Source organism: Caulobacter sp. FG7 (assembly GCF_057808875.1).
On record NZ_JBMDIW010000002.1, the window covers coordinates 157,749 to 176,457 of the forward strand.

19 protein-coding genes are annotated in these 18,709 nt (G+C 69.4%); 13 read left to right on the forward strand and 6 right to left on the reverse strand.

What is annotated here, in order from left to right; all coding sequences use genetic code 11:
* Window positions 1–7 precede the first annotated feature (7 nt).
* From ACODR1_RS02540 to ACODR1_RS02550, 3 genes are read right to left on the reverse strand one after another with little or no spacing between them, the layout of a single operon-like run.
* Window positions 8–985: an L-threonylcarbamoyladenylate synthase gene (locus tag ACODR1_RS02540; RefSeq protein WP_488879045.1), complete on the reverse strand. Its 978-nt coding sequence runs from the start codon at window positions 983–985 to the stop codon at window positions 8–10.
* Window positions 916–2,256: a YceI family protein gene (locus tag ACODR1_RS02545; RefSeq protein WP_488879046.1), complete on the reverse strand. Its 1,341-nt coding sequence runs from the start codon at window positions 2,254–2,256 to the stop codon at window positions 916–918. Before ACODR1_RS02545 ends, ACODR1_RS02540 begins: the two co-directional genes overlap by 70 nt.
* A gap of 24 nt (window positions 2,257–2,280) precedes the next feature.
* Window positions 2,281–2,904, reverse strand: coding sequence for a YceI family protein (locus tag ACODR1_RS02550; protein WP_101711541.1), 624 nt, complete (start codon window positions 2,902–2,904; stop codon window positions 2,281–2,283).
* 196 nt (window positions 2,905–3,100) lie between these two features.
* Between ACODR1_RS02550 and ACODR1_RS02555 the strand changes: the two genes are divergently transcribed.
* A complete protein-coding gene (locus ACODR1_RS02555; protein ID WP_488879047.1) occupies window positions 3,101–4,849 on the forward strand; it encodes an acyl-CoA dehydrogenase family protein in 1,749 nt (582 codons plus the stop codon).
* Window positions 4,850–4,998: 149 nt separating this feature from the next.
* Here ACODR1_RS02555 and ACODR1_RS02560 read toward each other — a convergent pair whose 3' ends face one another.
* Complete coding sequence (locus ACODR1_RS02560; protein ID WP_488879048.1) at window positions 4,999–5,754, reverse strand: MauE/DoxX family redox-associated membrane protein; 756 nt, start codon at window positions 5,752–5,754, stop codon at window positions 4,999–5,001.
* Window positions 5,755–5,822: 68 nt separating this feature from the next.
* Between ACODR1_RS02560 and ACODR1_RS02565 the strand changes: the two genes are divergently transcribed.
* The 11 genes from ACODR1_RS02565 to ACODR1_RS02615 all read left to right on the forward strand — a co-directional run bounded on the left by ACODR1_RS02565 (window position 5,823) and on the right by ACODR1_RS02615 (window position 16,631).
* Window positions 5,823–6,239 carry a MerR family transcriptional regulator gene (locus ACODR1_RS02565; RefSeq protein ID WP_488879049.1) on the forward strand — a complete coding sequence of 139 codons (417 nt, stop codon included), beginning with the start codon at window positions 5,823–5,825 and terminating at the stop codon, window positions 6,237–6,239.
* A 61-nt stretch (window positions 6,240–6,300) separates the two neighbouring features.
* Window positions 6,301–8,091 (forward strand): M3 family oligoendopeptidase, encoded by a 1,791-nt coding sequence (locus ACODR1_RS02570; protein ID WP_488879050.1) that lies wholly within the window; start codon window positions 6,301–6,303, stop codon window positions 8,089–8,091.
* A gap of 137 nt (window positions 8,092–8,228) precedes the next feature.
* Complete coding sequence (locus tag ACODR1_RS02575) at window positions 8,229–9,587, forward strand: ABC1 kinase family protein (protein WP_488879051.1); 1,359 nt, start codon at window positions 8,229–8,231, stop codon at window positions 9,585–9,587.
* A 122-nt stretch (window positions 9,588–9,709) separates the two neighbouring features.
* Window positions 9,710–10,561: a pirin family protein gene (locus ACODR1_RS02580; protein ID WP_488879052.1), complete on the forward strand. Its 852-nt coding sequence runs from the start codon at window positions 9,710–9,712 to the stop codon at window positions 10,559–10,561.
* A 232-nt stretch (window positions 10,562–10,793) separates the two neighbouring features.
* A complete protein-coding gene (locus tag ACODR1_RS02585) occupies window positions 10,794–11,267 on the forward strand; it encodes a PaaI family thioesterase (RefSeq protein ID WP_488879053.1) in 474 nt (157 codons plus the stop codon).
* A 2-nt stretch (window positions 11,268–11,269) separates the two neighbouring features.
* A complete protein-coding gene (locus ACODR1_RS02590) occupies window positions 11,270–12,193 on the forward strand; it encodes an alpha/beta fold hydrolase (RefSeq protein ID WP_488879054.1) in 924 nt (307 codons plus the stop codon).
* A gap of 65 nt (window positions 12,194–12,258) precedes the next feature.
* Window positions 12,259–13,203, forward strand: coding sequence for a glycosyltransferase family 9 protein (locus ACODR1_RS02595; protein ID WP_488879158.1), 945 nt, complete (start codon window positions 12,259–12,261; stop codon window positions 13,201–13,203).
* A gap of 62 nt (window positions 13,204–13,265) precedes the next feature.
* Window positions 13,266–13,496, forward strand: coding sequence for an aa3-type cytochrome c oxidase subunit IV (locus ACODR1_RS02600; RefSeq protein ID WP_488879055.1), 231 nt, complete (start codon window positions 13,266–13,268; stop codon window positions 13,494–13,496).
* 206 nt (window positions 13,497–13,702) lie between these two features.
* Window positions 13,703–14,845, forward strand: a complete 1,143-nt coding sequence (locus tag ACODR1_RS02605) for a Re/Si-specific NAD(P)(+) transhydrogenase subunit alpha (RefSeq protein WP_488879056.1) — start codon at window positions 13,703–13,705, stop codon at window positions 14,843–14,845.
* Window positions 14,846–14,868: 23 nt separating this feature from the next.
* Window positions 14,869–15,189, forward strand: a complete 321-nt coding sequence (locus ACODR1_RS02610; RefSeq protein WP_488879057.1) for a proton-translocating transhydrogenase family protein — start codon at window positions 14,869–14,871, stop codon at window positions 15,187–15,189.
* Between the two features lie 23 nt (window positions 15,190–15,212).
* Window positions 15,213–16,631: an NAD(P)(+) transhydrogenase (Re/Si-specific) subunit beta gene (locus ACODR1_RS02615; protein ID WP_488879058.1), complete on the forward strand. Its 1,419-nt coding sequence runs from the start codon at window positions 15,213–15,215 to the stop codon at window positions 16,629–16,631.
* Window positions 16,632–16,770: 139 nt separating this feature from the next.
* On the opposite strand, the gene ACODR1_RS02620 is transcribed toward ACODR1_RS02615, so the two are convergent.
* The gene (locus ACODR1_RS02620) at window positions 16,771–17,121 is read right to left on the reverse strand and encodes a UrcA family protein (protein ID WP_488879059.1); all 351 of its coding nucleotides are present in this window, start codon (window positions 17,119–17,121) and stop codon (window positions 16,771–16,773) included.
* 379 nt (window positions 17,122–17,500) lie between these two features.
* On the opposite strand from ACODR1_RS02620, the gene ACODR1_RS02625 reads away from it, so the two are divergent.
* Window positions 17,501–18,277 (forward strand): M23 family metallopeptidase, encoded by a 777-nt coding sequence (locus tag ACODR1_RS02625; protein WP_488879060.1) that lies wholly within the window; start codon window positions 17,501–17,503, stop codon window positions 18,275–18,277.
* Here the strand turns inward: ACODR1_RS02625 and ACODR1_RS02630 are convergent.
* On the reverse strand, window positions 18,274–18,630 hold the full coding sequence (locus ACODR1_RS02630; RefSeq protein WP_488879061.1) for a phage holin family protein: 357 nt from the start codon (window positions 18,628–18,630) through the stop codon (window positions 18,274–18,276). The two genes, ACODR1_RS02625 and ACODR1_RS02630, sit on opposite strands and share 4 nt — an antisense overlap.
* Window positions 18,631–18,709 lie beyond the last annotated feature (79 nt).

The window sequence follows — 18,709 nt, forward strand, 5'->3', positions numbered from 1 at the left end:
CGTAGTCCTAGCCTACAAACCCCGCAGCTCTCTTCAAGCGGTCATTTATCGCCTCACCCAACCCCTGGTCAGGGATCGGCGCCACGGCGATGGTCGTCGGCGCGATGCGGTCAGCCGCCCGTAGATACGAGAACAGGTTGGCGGCGGCCTGCGCCAGATCGCCCGTGGGGCTGAGGTTGAACACCCCCTCCCCCTCAGGCCACGGTCCAAAGGCCAGGAAGGCCTCGCCGACGTTCGGCGCTTCGGCATTGATCCGCACAGGGGCGTCGGGGGCGTAGTGCAAGGCGAGGCGGCCGGGCGAGCGCTTGGCGTCGTCGTCGGCTTCGGCGAGAGGCCCGACCACCGCTTCTAGCTGGGCGCGGGTGACGGCGCCGGGGCGCAGCAGCCGCACGGGCCCGTCGAGCACGGCGACGACGGTGGATTCCAGGCCCACTTGGCAGGACCCGCCGTCGAGCACGGCCGCACACTTGTCGCCCGTCTCGGCGAAGGCGTCCTGGAAAGTGGTGGGGCTGGGACGACCCGAGCGGTTGGCGGAAGGCGCTACGACCGGTCCGCCGAACGCGGCCAGCACGGCCCTCGCCACGGGATGGCCGGGAACGCGGATGGCCACGGTCTCCAGCCCGGCGCGGGCGAGGTCGCAGACGGCCGAGACGTCGGCGATCGGGGCGACGATGGTCAGGGGGCCGGGCCAGAAGGCCTGGGCCAGGGCGCGCGCCCGCTCGTCGAAGGCGGCGATGCGGCCGGCGGTGTCGATATCGGCGACGTGGGCGATCAGCGGGTTGAAGCGCGGACGGCCCTTGGCCTCGAAGATCGCCGCCACGGCCGCGGGGTCGGAAGCGTCCGCCCCGAGGCCATAGACGGTTTCGGTGGGCAGCAGGACGAGGCCCCCGCCGGCGAGGGCCTGCGCCGCGCGGGCTACTTCTTCTTGGCGGTCAAGGCGAAGCTCACCTTGATCTTGGCCGGTATCTGATCCGTCGACGCCCATTCGCCCTGTCCAACCCCGAACGCGGTCCGGTCGAGGGTGGTTACACCGCGCGCCGTGGCCGTGTCGCCGTCGATCTTCAGGCTGAAGGGCAGGCTGAGCGGCTTTTTCACGCTCCGCAGGTCAAGCGTGCCGTCGGCCACGAAGCGGCCCTCGGCGGTCTTGCGGAACCTGGTCGCCGTGAAGATCGCCTTCGGGTTGGCCGAGGTGTTGAAGAAGTCGGGGCCCTGCAGGCTCTCGTCACGCTGGCCGTCGCCCGTGCCGGCCGAAGCCAGGTCGATGCTGACCGTGAGCTTGCTGCGGTCCAGAGCTTCCGGCGAGAACAGGATGTCGGCGGTCCAGCGGCTGAACCGGCCCTGGATCGGCGTGTCGGCCCAGGCCAGGTTGAAGTCGAGATGCGAGCCCTTCTGCACGGCCCAGGCGACCGGGTCCTTCAGGGCGCTGTCGGCGGGCGGCGCGGTTTCGGCCGGCGCGGCCGGCGTCGCGGGACCGGCCGGCGTCGCGGCCGGAGCAGCGGCGGCGGGCGTCTCTTCCGGCAAGGCCAGTTCGTCGGCGCTGCTTTCGGCCGGCGCAGGCTGGGGCGCCTTGGCCTTGGCGGGCGTGTAGAGATAGCCGGCGGCGACCACGGCGGCGAAGCCGGCGGCGGCCAGCCACAGGCGCGGCTCTCTGATGCCCGGCTTGGCGCCGGCGGCCATGTGGCCGAACACCTCGTCGCGGTCGAGGATCTGGTGCTTGGCCACCGCGCCCAGGTGCAGGGCCAGCAGCACGTAGGTGAACTTGACCAGCACGCTGTGGCCGATGTGGCCAAAGTCGTTCCAGGCGTCCTTGGCCCCGGCCGCCAGCTCGGGCAGGCCCGGCAGGTGCGGCCAGGGAACGAGCCCGTAGAGGATGGTCGGAATGTTGATGCGGCTGGTCGAGGCGATGATCCAGCCGGTCAGGGGCAGGCCGATCATGATCACGTAGAAGCCGACGTGCACGGCGCTGGCGGCCAGCTTCTCCCAGGTCGGCTGGCCGGCCGGAGCCGGCGGCGACTTGTGGGTGAATTTCCACAGCAGGCGCGCGACGCTCAGCACCAGGATGGTGATGCCGATCGACTTGTGCAGCTGGAAGAGGGCGAAGGTTTCCGCGCCCTTGGGGCCGTCATCGGCCCGCCAGCCCAGGATCACCTGGAAGATCAGAGCGGCGGCGATCAGCCAGTGCAGGATGATCGCCACCGTCGAATAGCGGACGGGACCCGCCGCCGAGGCGGGTTTGGAAAGCGTCTCGGCGGTCATTGGGCCGTCCCTTAGTTCAGGATCTTACTTCTTCGGATTGAATTCGGCTTCGATCGCCAGATCGACGTCGTCCGAGACCATCGGCACCAGGTGGGTGAAGCCGAACTCCGAGCGCTTGATCTTGCCGGTGGCCGAGAAGCCCATGATCTGCGAGCCGAACGGGGTCTTGGCGAAGCCGTTGTAGGTGACGTCCAGGGTCACCGGCTTGGTCACGCCGCGGAAGGTCAGGTCGCCGGTCAGCTTGCCCTTGCCCGCCGAGGTCTGCTCGATCTTGGTCGAGACGAAGGTGATGGTCGGGTACTTGGCCGAGTCGAAGAACTTCGGATCGTCCGAGATTTCCTTGTTGAAGTTCGGCAGGCCGGTGTCGACCGACTTCGGGTCGACCGTGATCGACACCTTCGAGTCCAGCGGCTTGGCCGGGTCATAGGCGAACGAGCCGTCCAGGCCCGACAGGCGGAAAGTGTAGTTCGAGGTGCCGAAGTGCTTCACGCGCAGGGTCAGGCTGGCGTGGCGCTTGTCCAGGGCCCAGGTCCCGGCCGGAGCGGCGGCGGGATCCGTCGCCGGTTGCGCCAGGGCGGCGACCGGGGCCGCGAGGGGAGCGGCGAGAAGGGCGCCGGCCAGAATGGCGTAGGCGAAGGGGCGAGCCATGGTCTCAGATCTCCAAACTGACAAAACTGTCATAGTGACGGTTGCTGATTACCCCGACTTAGGAACTTCACCGTCCAGTTGAAGGGGCGTCTCCTCACGAAGCCGTGATCGACAGGCGGTCCTTGGCGCGATAGGCCGCGCGATCTAAACAGGGATCACATACCCCAACCCGACGCTTGAACAGATCGGCCCCCGCATGACTTTCCGCGCCCCCGTCCGCGACCTCGCCTTCGCCCTGCGCCATGTGGCCGACTTCGGCCGCCTGGCCGACGCCTACCCCGAGGCCGACGCCGACACCGTCGACGCCGTGCTGGAAGCCGCCGGCGTGTTCGCCTCGGAAGTGCTGGCCCCGATCAACCGCCAGGGCGACCTTGTGGGCGCCAAGCTGGAGAACGGCGTGGTGCGCAGCGCGCCTGGCTTCGCCGACGCCTACAAGGCCTTCGCCGAGGCCGGCTGGACCTCGCTGGCCGCCTCGCCCGACCACGGCGGCCAGGGGCTGCCGAAAGCGCTGGAAATCGCCACGCTGGAGATGGTTCAGGCGGCCAACATGGCCTTCGGCCTGTGCCCGATGCTGAGCCTTGGGGCCATCGAGGCCCTGGCCCTGCATGGCACGGAGCGCCACAAGTCGGTGTTCCTGCCCAAGCTGGTCTCGGGCGAATGGACCGGCACCATGAACCTGACCGAGCCGCAGGCCGGCTCGGATCTCGCGGCCCTGACCACCATGGCCACGCCGGACGGCGAAGGCGGCTACACCCTGTCGGGCCAGAAGATCTTCATCACCTGGGGCGACCACGACGCGACGGACAACATCGTCCACCTCGTTCTGGCCCGCACCCCCGACGCCCCTCCCGGCGTGAAGGGAATCTCGCTGTTCCTGGCCTCCAAGGTGCTGGTCGACGACGAGGGCAAGATGGGCGCCGGCAACGACGTCCGCGTCGGCGGGCTCGAACATAAGCTGGGCATCCACGGCTCGCCCACCTGCGTGATGCTGTTCGAAGGCGCCAAGGCCGAGCTGGTCGGCAAGCTGCACCAGGGCGTGGCGCACATGTTCACGATGATGAACGCCGCCCGCCTGCAGGTCGGGGCCCAGGGCACCGCCATCGCCGAGCGCGCCTACCAGCAGGCCCTGAACTTCAGCCTGGAACGCGTGCAGGGCCGTTCGGCCTGGACGGGCGCCTATCCCTCGCGCCTGTTCGACCACCCGGACGTGCGCCGCACGCTGCTCTTGATGAAGGCCAAGATCGAGGCCGCACGCGGCATCTGCCTGTCGACCGCCGTCGCCGCCGACCTGGCCCACGCCGCCGCCGACGAGGAGACCCGCGCGGCCGCCAAGCTGCGCGAGGAACTGCTGACCCCGATCGCCAAGGCCTGGTCGACCGACGTCGGCGTCGAGGTCGCCTCGCTGGGGGTGCAGATCCACGGCGGCATGGGCTTCATCGAGGAAACCGGCGCAGCCCAGCACTATCGCGACGCCCGCATCACCCCGATCTACGAGGGCACCAACGGCATCCAGGCCATCGACCTGATCGGCCGCAAGCTGGGCCTCGCCGACGGCCAGGCCGTGGCCGACCTGATGGACGACATCCGCGACACCATCGAGGCCCTGAAGGCCGCCGACGCCTCGCTGACCCCGGTCGCCGGCCGCCTGGAAGCCGCGCTCAACGCCGCCGCCTCGGCCACCGCCTGGCTGGTCGAGCGCCGCGCCCGCGCCATGCCCGACGCCCTGTCGGGCGCCACGGCCTATCTGAAACTGCTGGGCGACACGGTCGGCGGCTGGATGCTGGCCAAGGGCGCCCTGGCCCCGGAAGCCGAAGCCCTGCGCGGCCAGCTGCTGCGGGTCTATGCCGAAAGCGTGCTCGCCCAGGTTCCCGGCCAACTGGCCGCCGTCACCCTGGGCGACGCCGACCTCGTGGCCGTGACGCCCGAGGCCCTGGGGGTTCACTAAAGATCCTCCCCCTCTGGGGGAGGTGGCCCGGAGGGCCGGAGGGGGGACGTTTTCAGCTTCCGCGGAGGCTGGCCGCCCCTTCCCTCTCCGCCGGCTGCGCCGACCAATCCCTGCTCCTCCCTCGCTTTAGCGGGGGAGGAACTTGGGACCTAGTGCTTCGCCAGCATCCACACCGCCATCGCCACCATCATCACGTTCTCGGTCAGCGAGATGAAGCCCAGCGGCACGTTGCTGTCGCCGCCGACGCAGGCGCATTTCAGGTCGCGCTTGTCGACATAGACCGCCTTGAACACCGACACCGCGCCGATGCCGCCGATCACCAGGGCCAGCGGCGCGGAGAACCAGGTCAGCGCTCCGGCCGTCATCAGCACGCCCGCCAGGCCCTCGGCGAACGGATAGACATATCCGTAGGGCACCCAGCGCTTGGCCAGCAGGTCGTAGCCCAGGAACATGCTGGAGAAGCTCTCGACGTCGCGCAGCTTCTGGATGGCCAGCACCACCATCGAAAAGCTGATGAACCACTCCACCGCCCGCGCCGTGAAGGGCGTTCCATCCACCGCGTAGGTCGCCGCCAAGGCCATCAGGGCGGTCATGGCGAAGAGGGCGATCACCGGCGTGTAGGTCTTGGCCTTGGGATCGCGGGGCTTTGCGCCGAACCAGCGGCGCAGGTCGTCGAACCCGCCGATCCGCTCGCCGCCGACGAACACCTGCGGCGTGGTCTTGACGCCATGCTCGGCCTTGAAGGCGTCGGTCGCCTCACGCGTGGTCAGGTGATGGTCCTCGACCTCGTAACCCTTGGACCGCAGCAGATGCCTGGCCTTCAGCCCGTACGGACAGACGTGCTTGTCCATCACCATGCGGTAGAGGACGGCCTTCTTGGGGGCGGTGGAAGCAACGGACGTCACGGCGGTCTCCTTGTACGCGAGCGGGACCGGGCTCATATGGGTTCCGTACCATGGTACGGAGTCAAGCGATGACGACGACGAGCGGCGCGACGACGATCGCGGGCCTGGCCCGGGCCGGCGGCGTGGGCGTGGAGACGGTCCGCTACTACCAGCGCCGGGGCCTGCTGGAGACGCCCGAGCGCGGCGAGGGCTCCGGGCTTTCGGGCGGCGTGCGGCGCTATGGCGACGAGGCGGTGCGGCGGCTGCGCTTCATCCGCGCGGCTCAAGGTTCCGGCTTCACCCTGGAGCAGATCGGCGAGCTTCTGGCGCTCGACGCCGGCGAGGACCGGGTGCGGGCGCGCGAACTGGCCCGCGAGCGCATCACCGATCTCGACCGCAAGATCGAGGAGCTGCAGGCCGCCCGCGCGGGCCTGTCGCGCCTGCTCCACACCTGCAGCACGGATGATCGTGGACCCTGTCCGATCATCGCCGCGTTCGAGACCTGAGCGGAGAAACCAGCCGCCCCCGATTGCCTCCCGCCCTCCAGACGCCATATCCCTTGCTGTCATGAACGCGCCCTCCAAGCCCGACGCCCTTCCCGAGTGGAACCTCGCCGACCTCTATGCCGGCCGCGAGGACCCGAAGATTGAAACCGACCTGGCCGCCGCCAAGGCCGCCAACGACGAACTGGCCTCGCTGGAGGGCATGTTCCTCGAGGCTCGCGGCGAGCCTGCGCGCCTGGGCAGGCTGCTCGATCGCGGCATCCGGCTCTACGAGGAGGCCGTCAACGGCCTGTGGGGCGTGGGCGCCTATGCGGGCCTGGCCGCCTCGACTGCCCGCGACGACCCGGCTTGGGCCAAGTTCGAAGCGGATCTCCGCGCCCGCTCCTCGCAGATCGCCGCCGACAGCCTGTTCTTCTCGCTGGAGCTGAACCAGCTTGAGGACGCCGAGCTGAACGCGGCGCTGGAGGCGCACGAGCCGACCCGCCGCTGGACGCCGTGGCTGCGCCGCCTGCGCCTGTCGCGCCCGCACGAGCTGTCGGCCGAGCTGGAGCGCTACATCGTCGACCGCGGCCCGGCCGTGGCCAACTGGGTGCGGCTGTACGACGAGACCCTGGCCAAACTGTCGGCAAAGGTCGGCAAGGAACAGCTGACCCTGCCCGAGGCGCTGAACCGCCTCTCCGACCCGGACGTGCGCCGCCGCAAGGCCGCCGCCGACGGCCTGGCCCAGGCCCTGCAGGAGCGCGCCTCCACCCAGGCCCTGGTGATGAACACCCTGGCCTTCGAAAAGCAGGTCGAGGACCGCTGGCGGCGCTATGACGACCCGGCCCACTCGCGCCACCTGGCCAACGAGGTCGACGCCGACGCGGTGGACGCCCTGGAAGCCGCCGTGGTCGAGGCCTATCCGCGCCTGTCGCACCGCTATTACGCGCTTAAGGCCAAGGCCATGGGCCGCAAGACCCTGGACTACTGGGACCGCAATGCTCCGCTCGACGCGGCCCAGCCGCGCACCTACCCCTGGTCCGAGGCCAAGGACGTGGTGCTGGAAAGCTTCCAGGCCCTGGCCCCGAAGTTCGCCGACACCGCGCAGACCTTCTTCGCCCAGCCCTGGATCGACGCCCGCCCCCGCGCCGGCAAGCAGTCGGGCGCCTATTCGCACCCGGTCACCGCCGACCGCCACCCCTACGTCTTCATGAACTACATGGGCGAGCGGCGCGACGTGCTGACCCTGGCCCACGAGCTGGGTCACGCCGTGCACCAGACCCTGTGTGCGCCGCTGGGCACCCTGCTGGCCGACACGCCGCTGACCCTGGCCGAGACGGCCTCGATCTTCGGCGAGGGCCTGGTGTTCGACCGCCTGCTGGCCGAGGCCACGCCCGCCGATCGCAAGGGGCTGCTCGCCGGCAAGATCGAGGACGGGCTCAACACGGTGGTCCGCCAGATCGCCTTCCACCGCTTCGAGCGCCGGTTTCACGCCGCCCGCCAGGACGGCGAGCTGTCGCCCGACCAGATCGGCGCGCTGTGGATGGAGACCATGGCCGAGAGCCTGGGCCCCGCCGTCGTACTGAACGAGGGCTACGAGCACTACTGGGCCTATGTCAGCCACTTCGTGCACGCGCCGTTCTACGTCTACGCCTACGCCTTCGGCGACCTCCTGGTGCGCGGCCTGATGGAAAAGCGCCGCGAGGATCCGCAAGGCTTCGCGCCGCTCTACGAAGACCTGCTGGCCGCCGGCGGCACGCGGACCTATGTCGAGGCGCTCAAGCCCTTCGGCCTGAACCCGCGCGACAAGGCGTTCTGGGCGGCCGGCTGCCGGCAGCTGGAGCGGCTGGTGGACGAGTTCGAGGCGCTGGTGTGAGCGAAGTCGCCCTAGAGATCCTCCCCCCGAAGGGGGAGGTGTCGGCGCAGCCGACGGAGGGGGAAGTTCGGCCGGCGGGGAAATCACTCCCCCCTCCGGCGCTACGCGCCACCTCCCCCTTCAGGGGGAGGATTTAGATGTCCGACCCAGAACGCGACCGCCTCTCCGGCCGCCTCGCCCGCTTCGCCAAGGTCGGCGCGGGCCTGTCGGGCGCGGCCGTCAGCTACGGCGCCAACCGCGTCTTCGCCGGCGATGACGCCGACGCCCGCAACGCCAAGGCGCTGAAGGCCGCGCTGGGGAACCTCAAGGGTCCGCTGATGAAGGCGGCCCAGATGTTCGCCACCGTGCCCGACCTCTTGCCGCCCGAGTTCGCCAAGGAACTGGCCGAGCTTCAGACCAACGCGCCGGCCATGGGCTGGCCGTTCGTACGCCGGCGGATGGCCGCCGAGCTCGGCGCCGACTGGGCCAGCAGGTTCCAGAGCTTCGAGCACGAGGCCGCCGCGGCCGCGTCGCTCGGCCAGGTGCACCGCGCGCTCGCCCCCGACGGCCGCGCCCTGGCCGTGAAGCTGCAGTACCCCGACATGCAGAGCGCCGTCGAAAGCGACCTTGGCCAGCTGCGGGCCCTGGTCGGCCTGTTCAGGAAGATGGACGGCTCGATCGACCCCACCCAGATGATCGAGGAAGTCGGCGACCGCCTGCGCGAGGAGCTCGACTACGATCGCGAGGCCCGGATGATGGCCGTCTATGGCGGCTTCTTCGCCGGCCGCGACGACATCAGGACGCCAGAGCCCGTTCCTGAGCTTTCCACGAAACGCCTGCTGTCCATGACCTGGCTCGACGGCCAGGGCCTGATGGCCTTCAGGACGGCCCCGCAGGAGACCCGCGACCGCATCGCCGCCCTGCTGTTCGAGGCCTGGTGGGGCCCGATGACCCACATCGGCGTCATCCACGGCGACCCGCACCTGGGCAACTACACCTTCGGCGGCCCCGAGGGGAGCGACGGCGCGGCGCACCTCAACCTGCTCGACTTCGGCTGCATCCGGGTGTTCCCGCCGCGCTTCGTGGGCGGGGTCGTGCGGCTCTATCGCGCCCTCTCCGAAGACGACCGCCCCGGCCAGGTCGAGGCCTATCGCAGCTGGGGCTTCACCAACCTGACCGACGAGCTCGTGGACGTGCTGAACGTCTGGGCGCGGTTCATCTACGGCCCGTTGCTCGACGACCGGGTGCGCACCGTGGCCGACGACGTGCCGCCCGGCGAGTACGGCCGCCGCGAGGCCTTCAAGGTGCGCCAGGCGCTGAAGTCGGTGGGCGGCATCGTCATCCCGCGCGAGTTCGTGTTCATGGACCGCGCCGCCATCGGCCTGGGGGCCGCCTTCCTGCACCTGGGCGCCCGCCACAACTGGCGCGCCCTGTTCGAGGCCTCGCTGGAAGGGTTCTCGGAGGAGGGGCTCGCGCAGCGGCAGGCCAAGGTGCTGGGGGCGGCTGGGATCAGCTGACCCGAACGCGGAACCGCCCTCGTCCTTCGACAAGCTCAGGATGAGGGCTATTGCAGACCGCCGAGTAGAAACCCTCTTCCTGAGCCTGTCGAAGGACGAGGTTTTCGGGCCAAGGAGTTCGAATGACCACCCGCACCATCGCCCGCCTGCACGGCGCCTATCGCGACGACATCGGCGACCTCCTCACCCGCCGCCCCCTGCCCGGCCCGGCGATCGGCCAGCTGGACCCGTTCCTGTTCCTCAACCACCACGGCCCGCAGACCTATCGGCCGGGCAATCGCGGCCTGCCGTTCGGGCCGCACCCGCATCGCGGCTTCGAGACCGTGACCTTCATCCTCGAGGGCCAGCTGTCGCACCTCGACAGCGGCGGCCATGAGAGCGTCATCGACGCGGGCGGCGTGCAGTGGATGACGGCCGGCAGCGGCCTGGTGCACGCCGAACTGTCGCCCGAGGCCTTCAAGAAAAGCGGCGGGCCGCTGGAGATCCTGCAGCTGTGGGTCAACCTGCCCAGCCGCCTGAAGATGACCGCGCCGCGCTATGTCGGCCTTCAGGCGCCCGACATTCCGAAGGTCGAGAAGGACGGCGCGACCATCGAACTGATCTCCGGCGAGACGGACGGGATCACCGGTCCCATCCAGTCGCTGACCGGCGTGGCCATGAGCGTCGTGCGGCTGGAAGCCGGCGCCGCCCTGTCGCTGCCGATCCCGGCCGGGCGGGCGGTGTTCCTCTACGTGGTGCGCGGGTCGATCATGATCGGCGACAAGACGGCAGGCGCCTTCAACCTGGTGGAGCTGACCGACGGCGACAGGCTGGACCTGGCCTCGGCCGACGGGGCCGTGCTGCTGCTGGGCCACGCCGACCCGATCGGTGAACCGGTCGTCTCGCACGGCCCGTTCGTGATGACGACGCGCGAAGAGATCATCCAGGCGATCCAGGATTATCAGGCGGGCAAGTTCGGCGAGGTCGCCGTCTAGGGGGGAAGACCCCCTCAGTCGCTCCGCGACAGCTCCCCCAGAGGGGGAGCATTTGAGCGCAGAAGATCCTCCCCCTCTGGGGGAGGTGGTCCGGAGGGCCGGAGGGGGGACGTTTTCAGCTTCCGAATAGCTGGACGCTAATCACCCCTCCCCTCTCCGTCGGCTTCGCCGACACCTCTCCCACGGGGAGAGGGTCTTGCCGGGGCATTCAAACGGCCGTTAGACTTCACCCATGTCCGACGACCTGACCGAGGCCCAGAGCGCCGCCATCCCGCCCGGCTACGCCCAGCTGAACTGGACGCGGGGCTTTGGCCGACAGATCGGGCCGCTGTACGAGCGCGCCGACGGCCCCGGCGAGGCCACGCTGGGTTTCCGCGTCGAGGAGCACCACACCAACGGCCTGGGCAACTGCCACGGCGGCATGCTGATGAGCTTCGCCGACATGGCCTGGGGCCGGATCATCTCGCTGCAGAAGTCCTATTCCTGGGTGACGGTGCGGCTGATGACCGACTTCCTGTCGGGCGCGCAGCTGGGCGAGTTCGTCGAGGGCCGGGGCGAGCTGCTGGCCGAAGAGGATGGGATCTTCACCGTGCGCGGCCGGATCTGGACCGGCGAGCGCACCCTGATGACCGGCACGGGGATCTTCAAGGCGCTGAGCCCCCGCAAGCCACGCCCCGGCGAGATCGCCTATCGCGAGGAGGCCTGAGCATGGCCGACGACCACAGCCTGCCCGCCTCCCTGCTGGGCCCGTTCAATGGCGCCCGGCCGCCGGCGCCCGCCTGGTTCGAAGCGGCGATCGCCATCGAACCACAGCGCAGGATGATCGAGGTCGCCGGTGCGGAGATCGAGCTCCTGACCTGGGGCGAGGTCGGCAAACCGGGCCTGCTGTTCCTGCACGGCAACGGCGCCCACGCCGATTGGTGGAGCTTCATCGCGCCGTCCTTCGCCAAGGACTGGCGGGTGGCGGCGATCTCCTGGGCGGGCATGGGGAGCAGCGGCTGGCGAGAGGCCTACAGCGCCGACACCTTCGCGGCCGAGGCCTTCGCCGCGGTCGAGGCGGCGCAACTTGAGGCCGGCGGGGTGAAGCCGATCTTCGTCGGCCACTCGTTCGGCGGCTTTCCCACCCTGTTCTGCGCCGCCCGCTACCCTGAGCGCCTGCGCGGGGCGATCATGGTCGACACCTCGATCCAACCGCCGGAGAAGCGCTGGAAGGGTCCGCCGCCGCGCTCGGGCTTCGGGACCAAGGTCTATCCCACGCTGGAAGAGGCCCTGACGCGTTTCCGCCTGGCGCCGCCGCAGCCGTGCGAGAACCTCTACATCGCCGACCACATCGCCCGCCGCTCGCTGAAAGAAGTCGAGGGCGGCTGGACGTGGAAGTTCGACCCGGCCATCTGGCAGCGGTTCTCGATGCCCGACCTTGGCCTGCTGCTCGGCGAGATCGCCTGCCCCGCCGCCCTGATGTGGGGCGAGCGGTCCGGGCTTATGCACGCCGAGACCTTGGACTATATGATCGCGCAGATGCCCAAGGACGTGCTGCGCTTGCCCATCCCCGACGCCGACCACCACGTGATGCTCGACCAGCCCCTGGCCTTCGTCGCCGGGCTCCGCGGACTGCTGGCCGCCTGGGCCTGACCGTGGGCGGGAAATCCAACGGACCGGTGCTGGTCTACACGCCCGATCGCGGCATCGGCGACCTGATGTGGCACCTGCCGACCATCCGCGCGATCGCGGCGACCACGCCCGAGGGCCAGGTGGTGCTGGCCGCCCGCCCCGCCAGCCGCGCCGCCGAGGTGCTGGCCGTCGAGCCGGCCGTGGCCAAGGTGGTTGACGCCCCCAACTACAAGGACAGGCTCAAGGGCGTCCGCGAGGTGATCGACTTCTGGAAGATCTGCCGGGCCGAGAAGCCCCGCGCGGTGTGGATCCTGGAAAAGATCGACCGCCCCGCCATCGCCGCGGCCCTGGCCGGCGTGCCCGAGCGGCGCGGCTTTGGCCTGGGCCACGGCCAGGAGGGCTGGCTGAACACCGGCCCCTATCTGCCCAAGTCCATGCGGCCGGCCCACCGGATCGACAAGCTGGAAGCCTTCGAGAAGGCTCATGGTTTGACGGTGACCAGCCGCGAGCCGAACCTGAAGCTGGATCCCGCCGCCCTGGCCGCCATCGCCGCCCGCTACGCCGACAGGCCCGGCCCGTGGCTGACCCTGGGGATCGGCGCCAGCGAGCTGCCGCGCACCTGGCCTGCCGAGCGTTTCGCCCAAGCCGCCGCCGCGCTCTCGGATCTCTTCGGCACGGTGTTCTGGATCGGCGGCCCGCACGAGGCGCCAGCCGCCAAGGCGGCGATCAGCGACCTGCCCGGCAACGTCGTGGCCTGCGACCTGAAACTGGACCAGTCGGCGGCGCTGATCGCGCTGTCGGCCGGGTTCCTGGGCAACGACTCGGGGCCGCTGAACGTCGCCGCCGCCGTCGGCACGCCCGCCGTGGGCCTGATGGGCACCAGCCCCGTGCCCGCCTATTCGCGCTGGCTGTCGATCCTCGACGGCGGCCAAGGTCGCATCACCGACATCACGGTCGACCAGGCGGTGGAGGCCGTGCGCGCCCGCTTCGCGACCGAGGCCTGGGACAATCGGTCCGTCGTGGACGCTTGAGCCCCGGGCCACGCCGTTGTATCGGCGATATGCCAATAATCTTGCCACAGGGACGAAGCGACATGGCCGGCGACTACCACCGCGGTGAAATGGACATCCACGAGCAGGCCGCGACCTACGACGCGTTCGGCAAGATGACCAAGTGGGGTTCGCTCGCTGTCGCCGTGCTCGTCACCTTCTTCACCCTGCTGTTCTGCACCCCGGCCGGCTTCATCGCCGCGGCCGGCGTCGCTGTCGTGATGACCGCGCTGGGCGTTGTGTTCCTTCGGGAAAAGGCCGCACCGGCTCACTGACACCGGTAGACATCGGCAATTTTTTGCGCCCGATGCGTGGACAATCCTCGACAAAGGGCAAGAACCTCCCCTAAAGAGCGCTCCAAGCTGCTGGAGCGACGTTCGACGAAAGTGTTAGCTTTTCGTCGAACGTCGTTTCAACTTTGGGATCTTGGGCCGATGCGAAACGCGCCGGCTCGGAGAGCGAACAACGCTCCGGGGGAGGTATGCCGATGGCCGTCATCGCCGTCACGAAAGAGACCCGCGCAGGCGAGACGCGGGTCGCCGCGACGCCCGAGACCGTCAAGAAACTGACCGCCGCCGGCTTTTCGCTGGTGGTCGAGGTCGGCGCCGGAACCGCCGCCTCCTACCTCGACGCCGACTACGAGGCGGCCGGGGCCAAGCTCGCCAAGACCGCCAAGGACGCGATCAAGGACGCCGACGTCCTGTTCAAGGTCCGCGCGCCCGAAGCCGCCGAGATCGCGGCCCTGAAGAGCGGCGCGATCGTCGCGGCCGCCCTCAATCCCTACCAGGACAAGGACACGCTGAACGCGCTGGCCAAGGCGGGCGCCAGCGCCGTCGCCATGGAGTTCATCCCGCGCATCACGCGGGCCCAGGTGATGGACATGCTGTCGTCCCAGGCCAACCTCGCCGGCTATCGCGCCGTGATCGAAGGGGCCGAGGCCTATGGCAAGGCCCTGCCGATGATGATGACCGCCGCCGGCACCGTCGCCGCGGCCAAGGTGTTCATCATGGGCGTGGGCGTGGCCGGCCTGCAGGCCATCGCCACCGCCCGCCGCCTGGGCGCCGTGGTCACCGCCACCGACGTCCGCCCCGCCACCAAGGAGCAGGTCGAGAGCCTGGGCGCCAAGTTCCTCGCCGTCGAGGACGAGGAGTTCAAGAACGCCCAGACCGCCGGCGGCTACGCCAAGGAGATGTCGGCCGAGTACCAGGCCAAGCAGGCCGAGCTGGTCTCCAGCCACATCGCCAAGCAGGACATCGTCATCACCACCGCCCTGATCCCGGGCCGCCCGGCGCCCAAGCTGGTCAGCGCCGCCCAGGTGGCGTCGATGAAGGCCGGCTCGATCCTCGTCGATCTGGCCATCGAGCAGGGCGGCAACGTCGAGGGCGCCAAGCTGAACGAGACCGTGGTGACGGCCAACGGCGCCAAGATCCTCGGCCACGCCAACCTGCCCGGCCGCATCGCCGCCGACGCCAGCGCGCTCTACGCCCGCAACCTGTTCGCCCTGTCGTCCCTGTTCCTGAACAAGGAAGGCGCCTTCGCGCCCAACTTCGAGGACGAGATCCTGCAGGCCGCCGTCGTCACCAAGGGCGGCGAGATCGTCCATCCGAACCTGAAGATCGCCTAACCGGCATAGAAAGGGAGGCTCCCATGGAAGCCGTCGACCCCACCGTGTTCCGCCTGGCGATCTTCGTGCTCGCCATCTTCGTCGGCTATTACGTGGTCTGGAGCGTGACGCCCGCGCTGCACACCCCGCTGATGGCCGTCACCAACGCCATCTCGTCGGTGATCATCGTCGGCGCGCTGCTCGCCGCCGCCGCGCACGGCGCTACGGGTGAAGCCGCCGCCGGTTCGGTGTGGATCTCCAAGGGGGCCGGCGCGATCGCCGCGGCCTTCGCGGCGGTCAACATCTTCGGCGGCTTCCTCGTCACCCAGCGGATGCTGGCCATGTATAAGAAGAAGCAGAAGTAAGCGGGATAGGGGGAGCAAAGACAATGAACGCCAATCTCGCCGCCGTCCTGTACCTCGTCTCCGGGGTGCTGTTCATCCTGGCCCTGCGCGGGCTTTCCAGCCCCGAGACCAGCCGCAAGGGCAACACCTACGGCATGGTCGGCATGGCCATCGCCGTGGTCACCACCCTGGCCACCCTCTGGAGCCAGGGCGCGCTCGACGCCGTGACCCTGGGCCTGATCGTCGGCGGCGTCGCCGTCGGCGGCGGCGTGGGCGCGGTGATCGCCCGCAAGGTGCCGATGACCTCGATGCCGCAGCTGGTGGCCGCCTTCCACTCGCTGGTCGGCATGGCCGCCTGCCTGGTCGCGGTCGCCGCCATCTACACCCCGGCCGCCTACGGCATCGTGGGCGAAGACGGCCATATCCACCTCAACAGCCTGATCGAGCTGTCGCTGGGCCTGGCCATCGGCGCCATCACCTTCACCGGTTCGGTCATCGCCTTCGCCAAGCTGAACGGCAACATGGGCGGCGCGCCGATCCTGCTGCCGGCCCGCCACCTGCTGAACATCCTGATCGCGGCCGCCATCGTCGCCCTGATCGTGGTGCTGGTCGTCACCGGCGGCCAGGCCAAGTGGGCGTTCTGGGGCATCTTCGCCCTCTCGCTGCTGATCGGGATCACCCTGATCATCCCGATCGGCGGCGCCGACATGCCGGTCGTGGTGTCGATGCTGAACAGCTATTCGGGCTGGGCCGCGGCGGCTCTGGGCTTCACCCTGGAAAACACCACCCTGATCATCACCGGCGCCCTCGTCGGTTCGTCGGGCGCGATCCTGTCCTACATCATGTGCAAGGGCATGAACCGCAGCTTCATCTCGGTGATCCTGGGCGGCTTCGGCGCCGACGCCGCAGCCGCCGGCCCCGGCGGCAAGGTCGAGACGCGCCCGGTCAAGCAGGGCTCGGCCGACGACGCGGCCTTCATCATGAAGAACGCCAGCAAGGTGATCATCGTCCCGGGCTACGGCATGGCCGTCTCCCAGGCCCAGCACGCCCTGCGCGAAATGGCCGACAAGCTGAAGGAAGAGGGCGTGGAGGTGAAGTACGCCATCCACCCCGTCGCCGGCCGCATGCCGGGCCACATGAACGTGCTCCTTGCAGAAGCCAACGTCCCCTATGACGAGGTGTTCGAGCTGGAGGACATCAACAGCGAGTTCTCGACGGCGGACGTCGCCTTCGTGATCGGCGCCAACGACGTCACCAACCCGGCCGCCAAGACCGACCCGACCAGCGCCATCTTCGGCATGCCGATCCTGGACGTCGAGAAGGCCCGCACCGTCCTCTTCGTCAAGCGCGGCATGTCGTCGGGCTATGCGGGCGTCGAGAACGAGCTGTTCTTCAAGGACAACACGATGATGCTGTTCGCCGACGCCAAGAAGATGGTCGAAGGCATCGTGAAGGGCCTCTGAGCCCGCCGCGCTCCACACAGACGAAAGCCCCGGTCGCAAGGCCGGGGCTTTTTCGTTTCAGGCCCTTCGTTTCAGGCAAAGCAAAGGCCCCGGTTTTCACCGGGGCCTCCGCGGCGGATCGATCGGCATGGATGGCGCTTCAGAAGGACGCCACCGTCACCGGCTTCATGCCGCCGGCCGAGGCCAGGGCCTTGCGCTGCTTGACCGAGAGCTTGTCGTTGATCTCGGCGCGAACCTCCAGCGAGCAGGCGCGGCGCGACAGCAGGTCCAGGCGTTCCTTCATGGCGCGGGCGCGGCAGAAGCGCTTGGTGGCGTCGGTGGCGCGGGCGTCGAACTCGGCGGCGTCGGCCGGGTCGGCCAGGTTCAGGTCGCCGACCCGCACGGTCACCTGGCGCTCGCCGGCGTGGGCTGCCTGGGTGATGCCGATCAGCGGCACCGCCGCCAGGGTCAGGGTCGCGATCGTGGTGAGGCTGATCATGAACTTGCGCATCTGGGTATTCCCTCTGTTCCAGGGCGCGTCCGCCGCGCCTCCATGAGCAAAGGTGTAATGAACGATACTTGAAGAGTCCCGTTAAGTGTCGTTCATGACTCCGTATTCACAGTATTGCTTGCATTTAATGTTCTAAAATTCGTGTAATGTTTGACAAATTCGCGACATCGCCCGGCCGCGCACTCGACAACCCCAAGGCCAAGCTGCCGCCTTTCCGCCCGATCGCTCTGGCAAAGAGCCGCGTTCACGATCGCGAAAGGCCAAGTCTCTAAAGACGACGCCGGTCGCGCAGCCTGCCGACCGGCAGGCCCCACCCCATATGCCGGGACTGCGCCACGAGGCGCCCCAGGCATCCGACCGCCCCACGAGGTTTCGCCCCTTGGCGCCAGACACCCCGGCCCCGTCCGCTCGCAACTACGCCCTGGCGCTGACGCTCGGCTTCGCCGTGGCGCTCGCCGCGGCGTCCGTGCCGGCCGCCCGCGCCCTGGCCGACCTGATCGCGCCGGCGCCGATCGCCGAGCCCGCAGCCGCCGCCCCCACGACGCCCCTGCCGGCTCCGCCGCCTCCGCCCGCCTATGCCTTCGACGCGCCCCTGCCCGGCCGCGAGGTCGCCTCGCCCTTCGGCCTGCGCCAGCTGCCGTGGGAAGAAGGCGGCCGCCTGCACGAGGGCGTCGACATCGCCGCCCCCTCGGGCACGGCGGTGAAGGTCGCCGCCGACGGCATCGTCGCGCGCACCGGGACCGATCCCGGCTACGGCCGCTTCGTCGAGGTCCGTCACAAGGACGGCTTCTCCACGCTCTACGCGCACCTGGGCCGCAACCTCGGCATGAAGAAGGGCGTCTACGTCAAGCGCGGCACGCCGATCGCCGTGGTCGGCGACAGCGGCCGCTCGACCGGTTCGCACCTGCATTTCGAGATCAGCCGCAAGGGCCGGCCGCTCAACCCCGCCCATTTCCTGGACAGGACCTTCGCCAGCGCCGACGACCTGCCGCTGAAGGCCGCCGCCCGCGTGCCGCGCAAGGTGCGCCTGGCCCACGTGTCGCGCTGGCCCGAGGGCATGAAGGAAAAGGTCGCCGCCCGTCGCGCCGGCAAGAGTCAGCCTGTCCGCGGCGAGGACGGCCGCGTGCGGGTGCGGATCGAGGTCGCCGCCAGCTAGTCCCGATCCGAGCCTTCACCCAGCAGCAGATGGCCGAACCAGCTGACCACCCCGATCACGATCGTCCCGAAGATCCCGGCCCAGAAGCCGCTCACCGCCAGGCCCGGCAGGATGTAGGCCACCAGGCCCAGCATGGCGGCGTTCACCACCAGCAGGAACAGCCCCAGCGTCACCAGGGTGAGCGGCAGGGTCAGCAGCACCACGACGGGGCGCACCACCGCATTGACCAGTCCCAGCAGCAGGGCGGCGATGGCGATCGTCTGCCAGCCCGCGGCATGGATGCCCGGCACGATGCGCGAGGCCAGCCATAGGCCAAGACCCGCGAACAGCGCACGCAAGAGAAAGCCGGTCATCTGAAAGCTCCCCGAAGTCGGCGCCGACCCTGACGCCCGCGAAAGATGCAGACAAGCCTCGTTCGCGTCCCAGCATGCG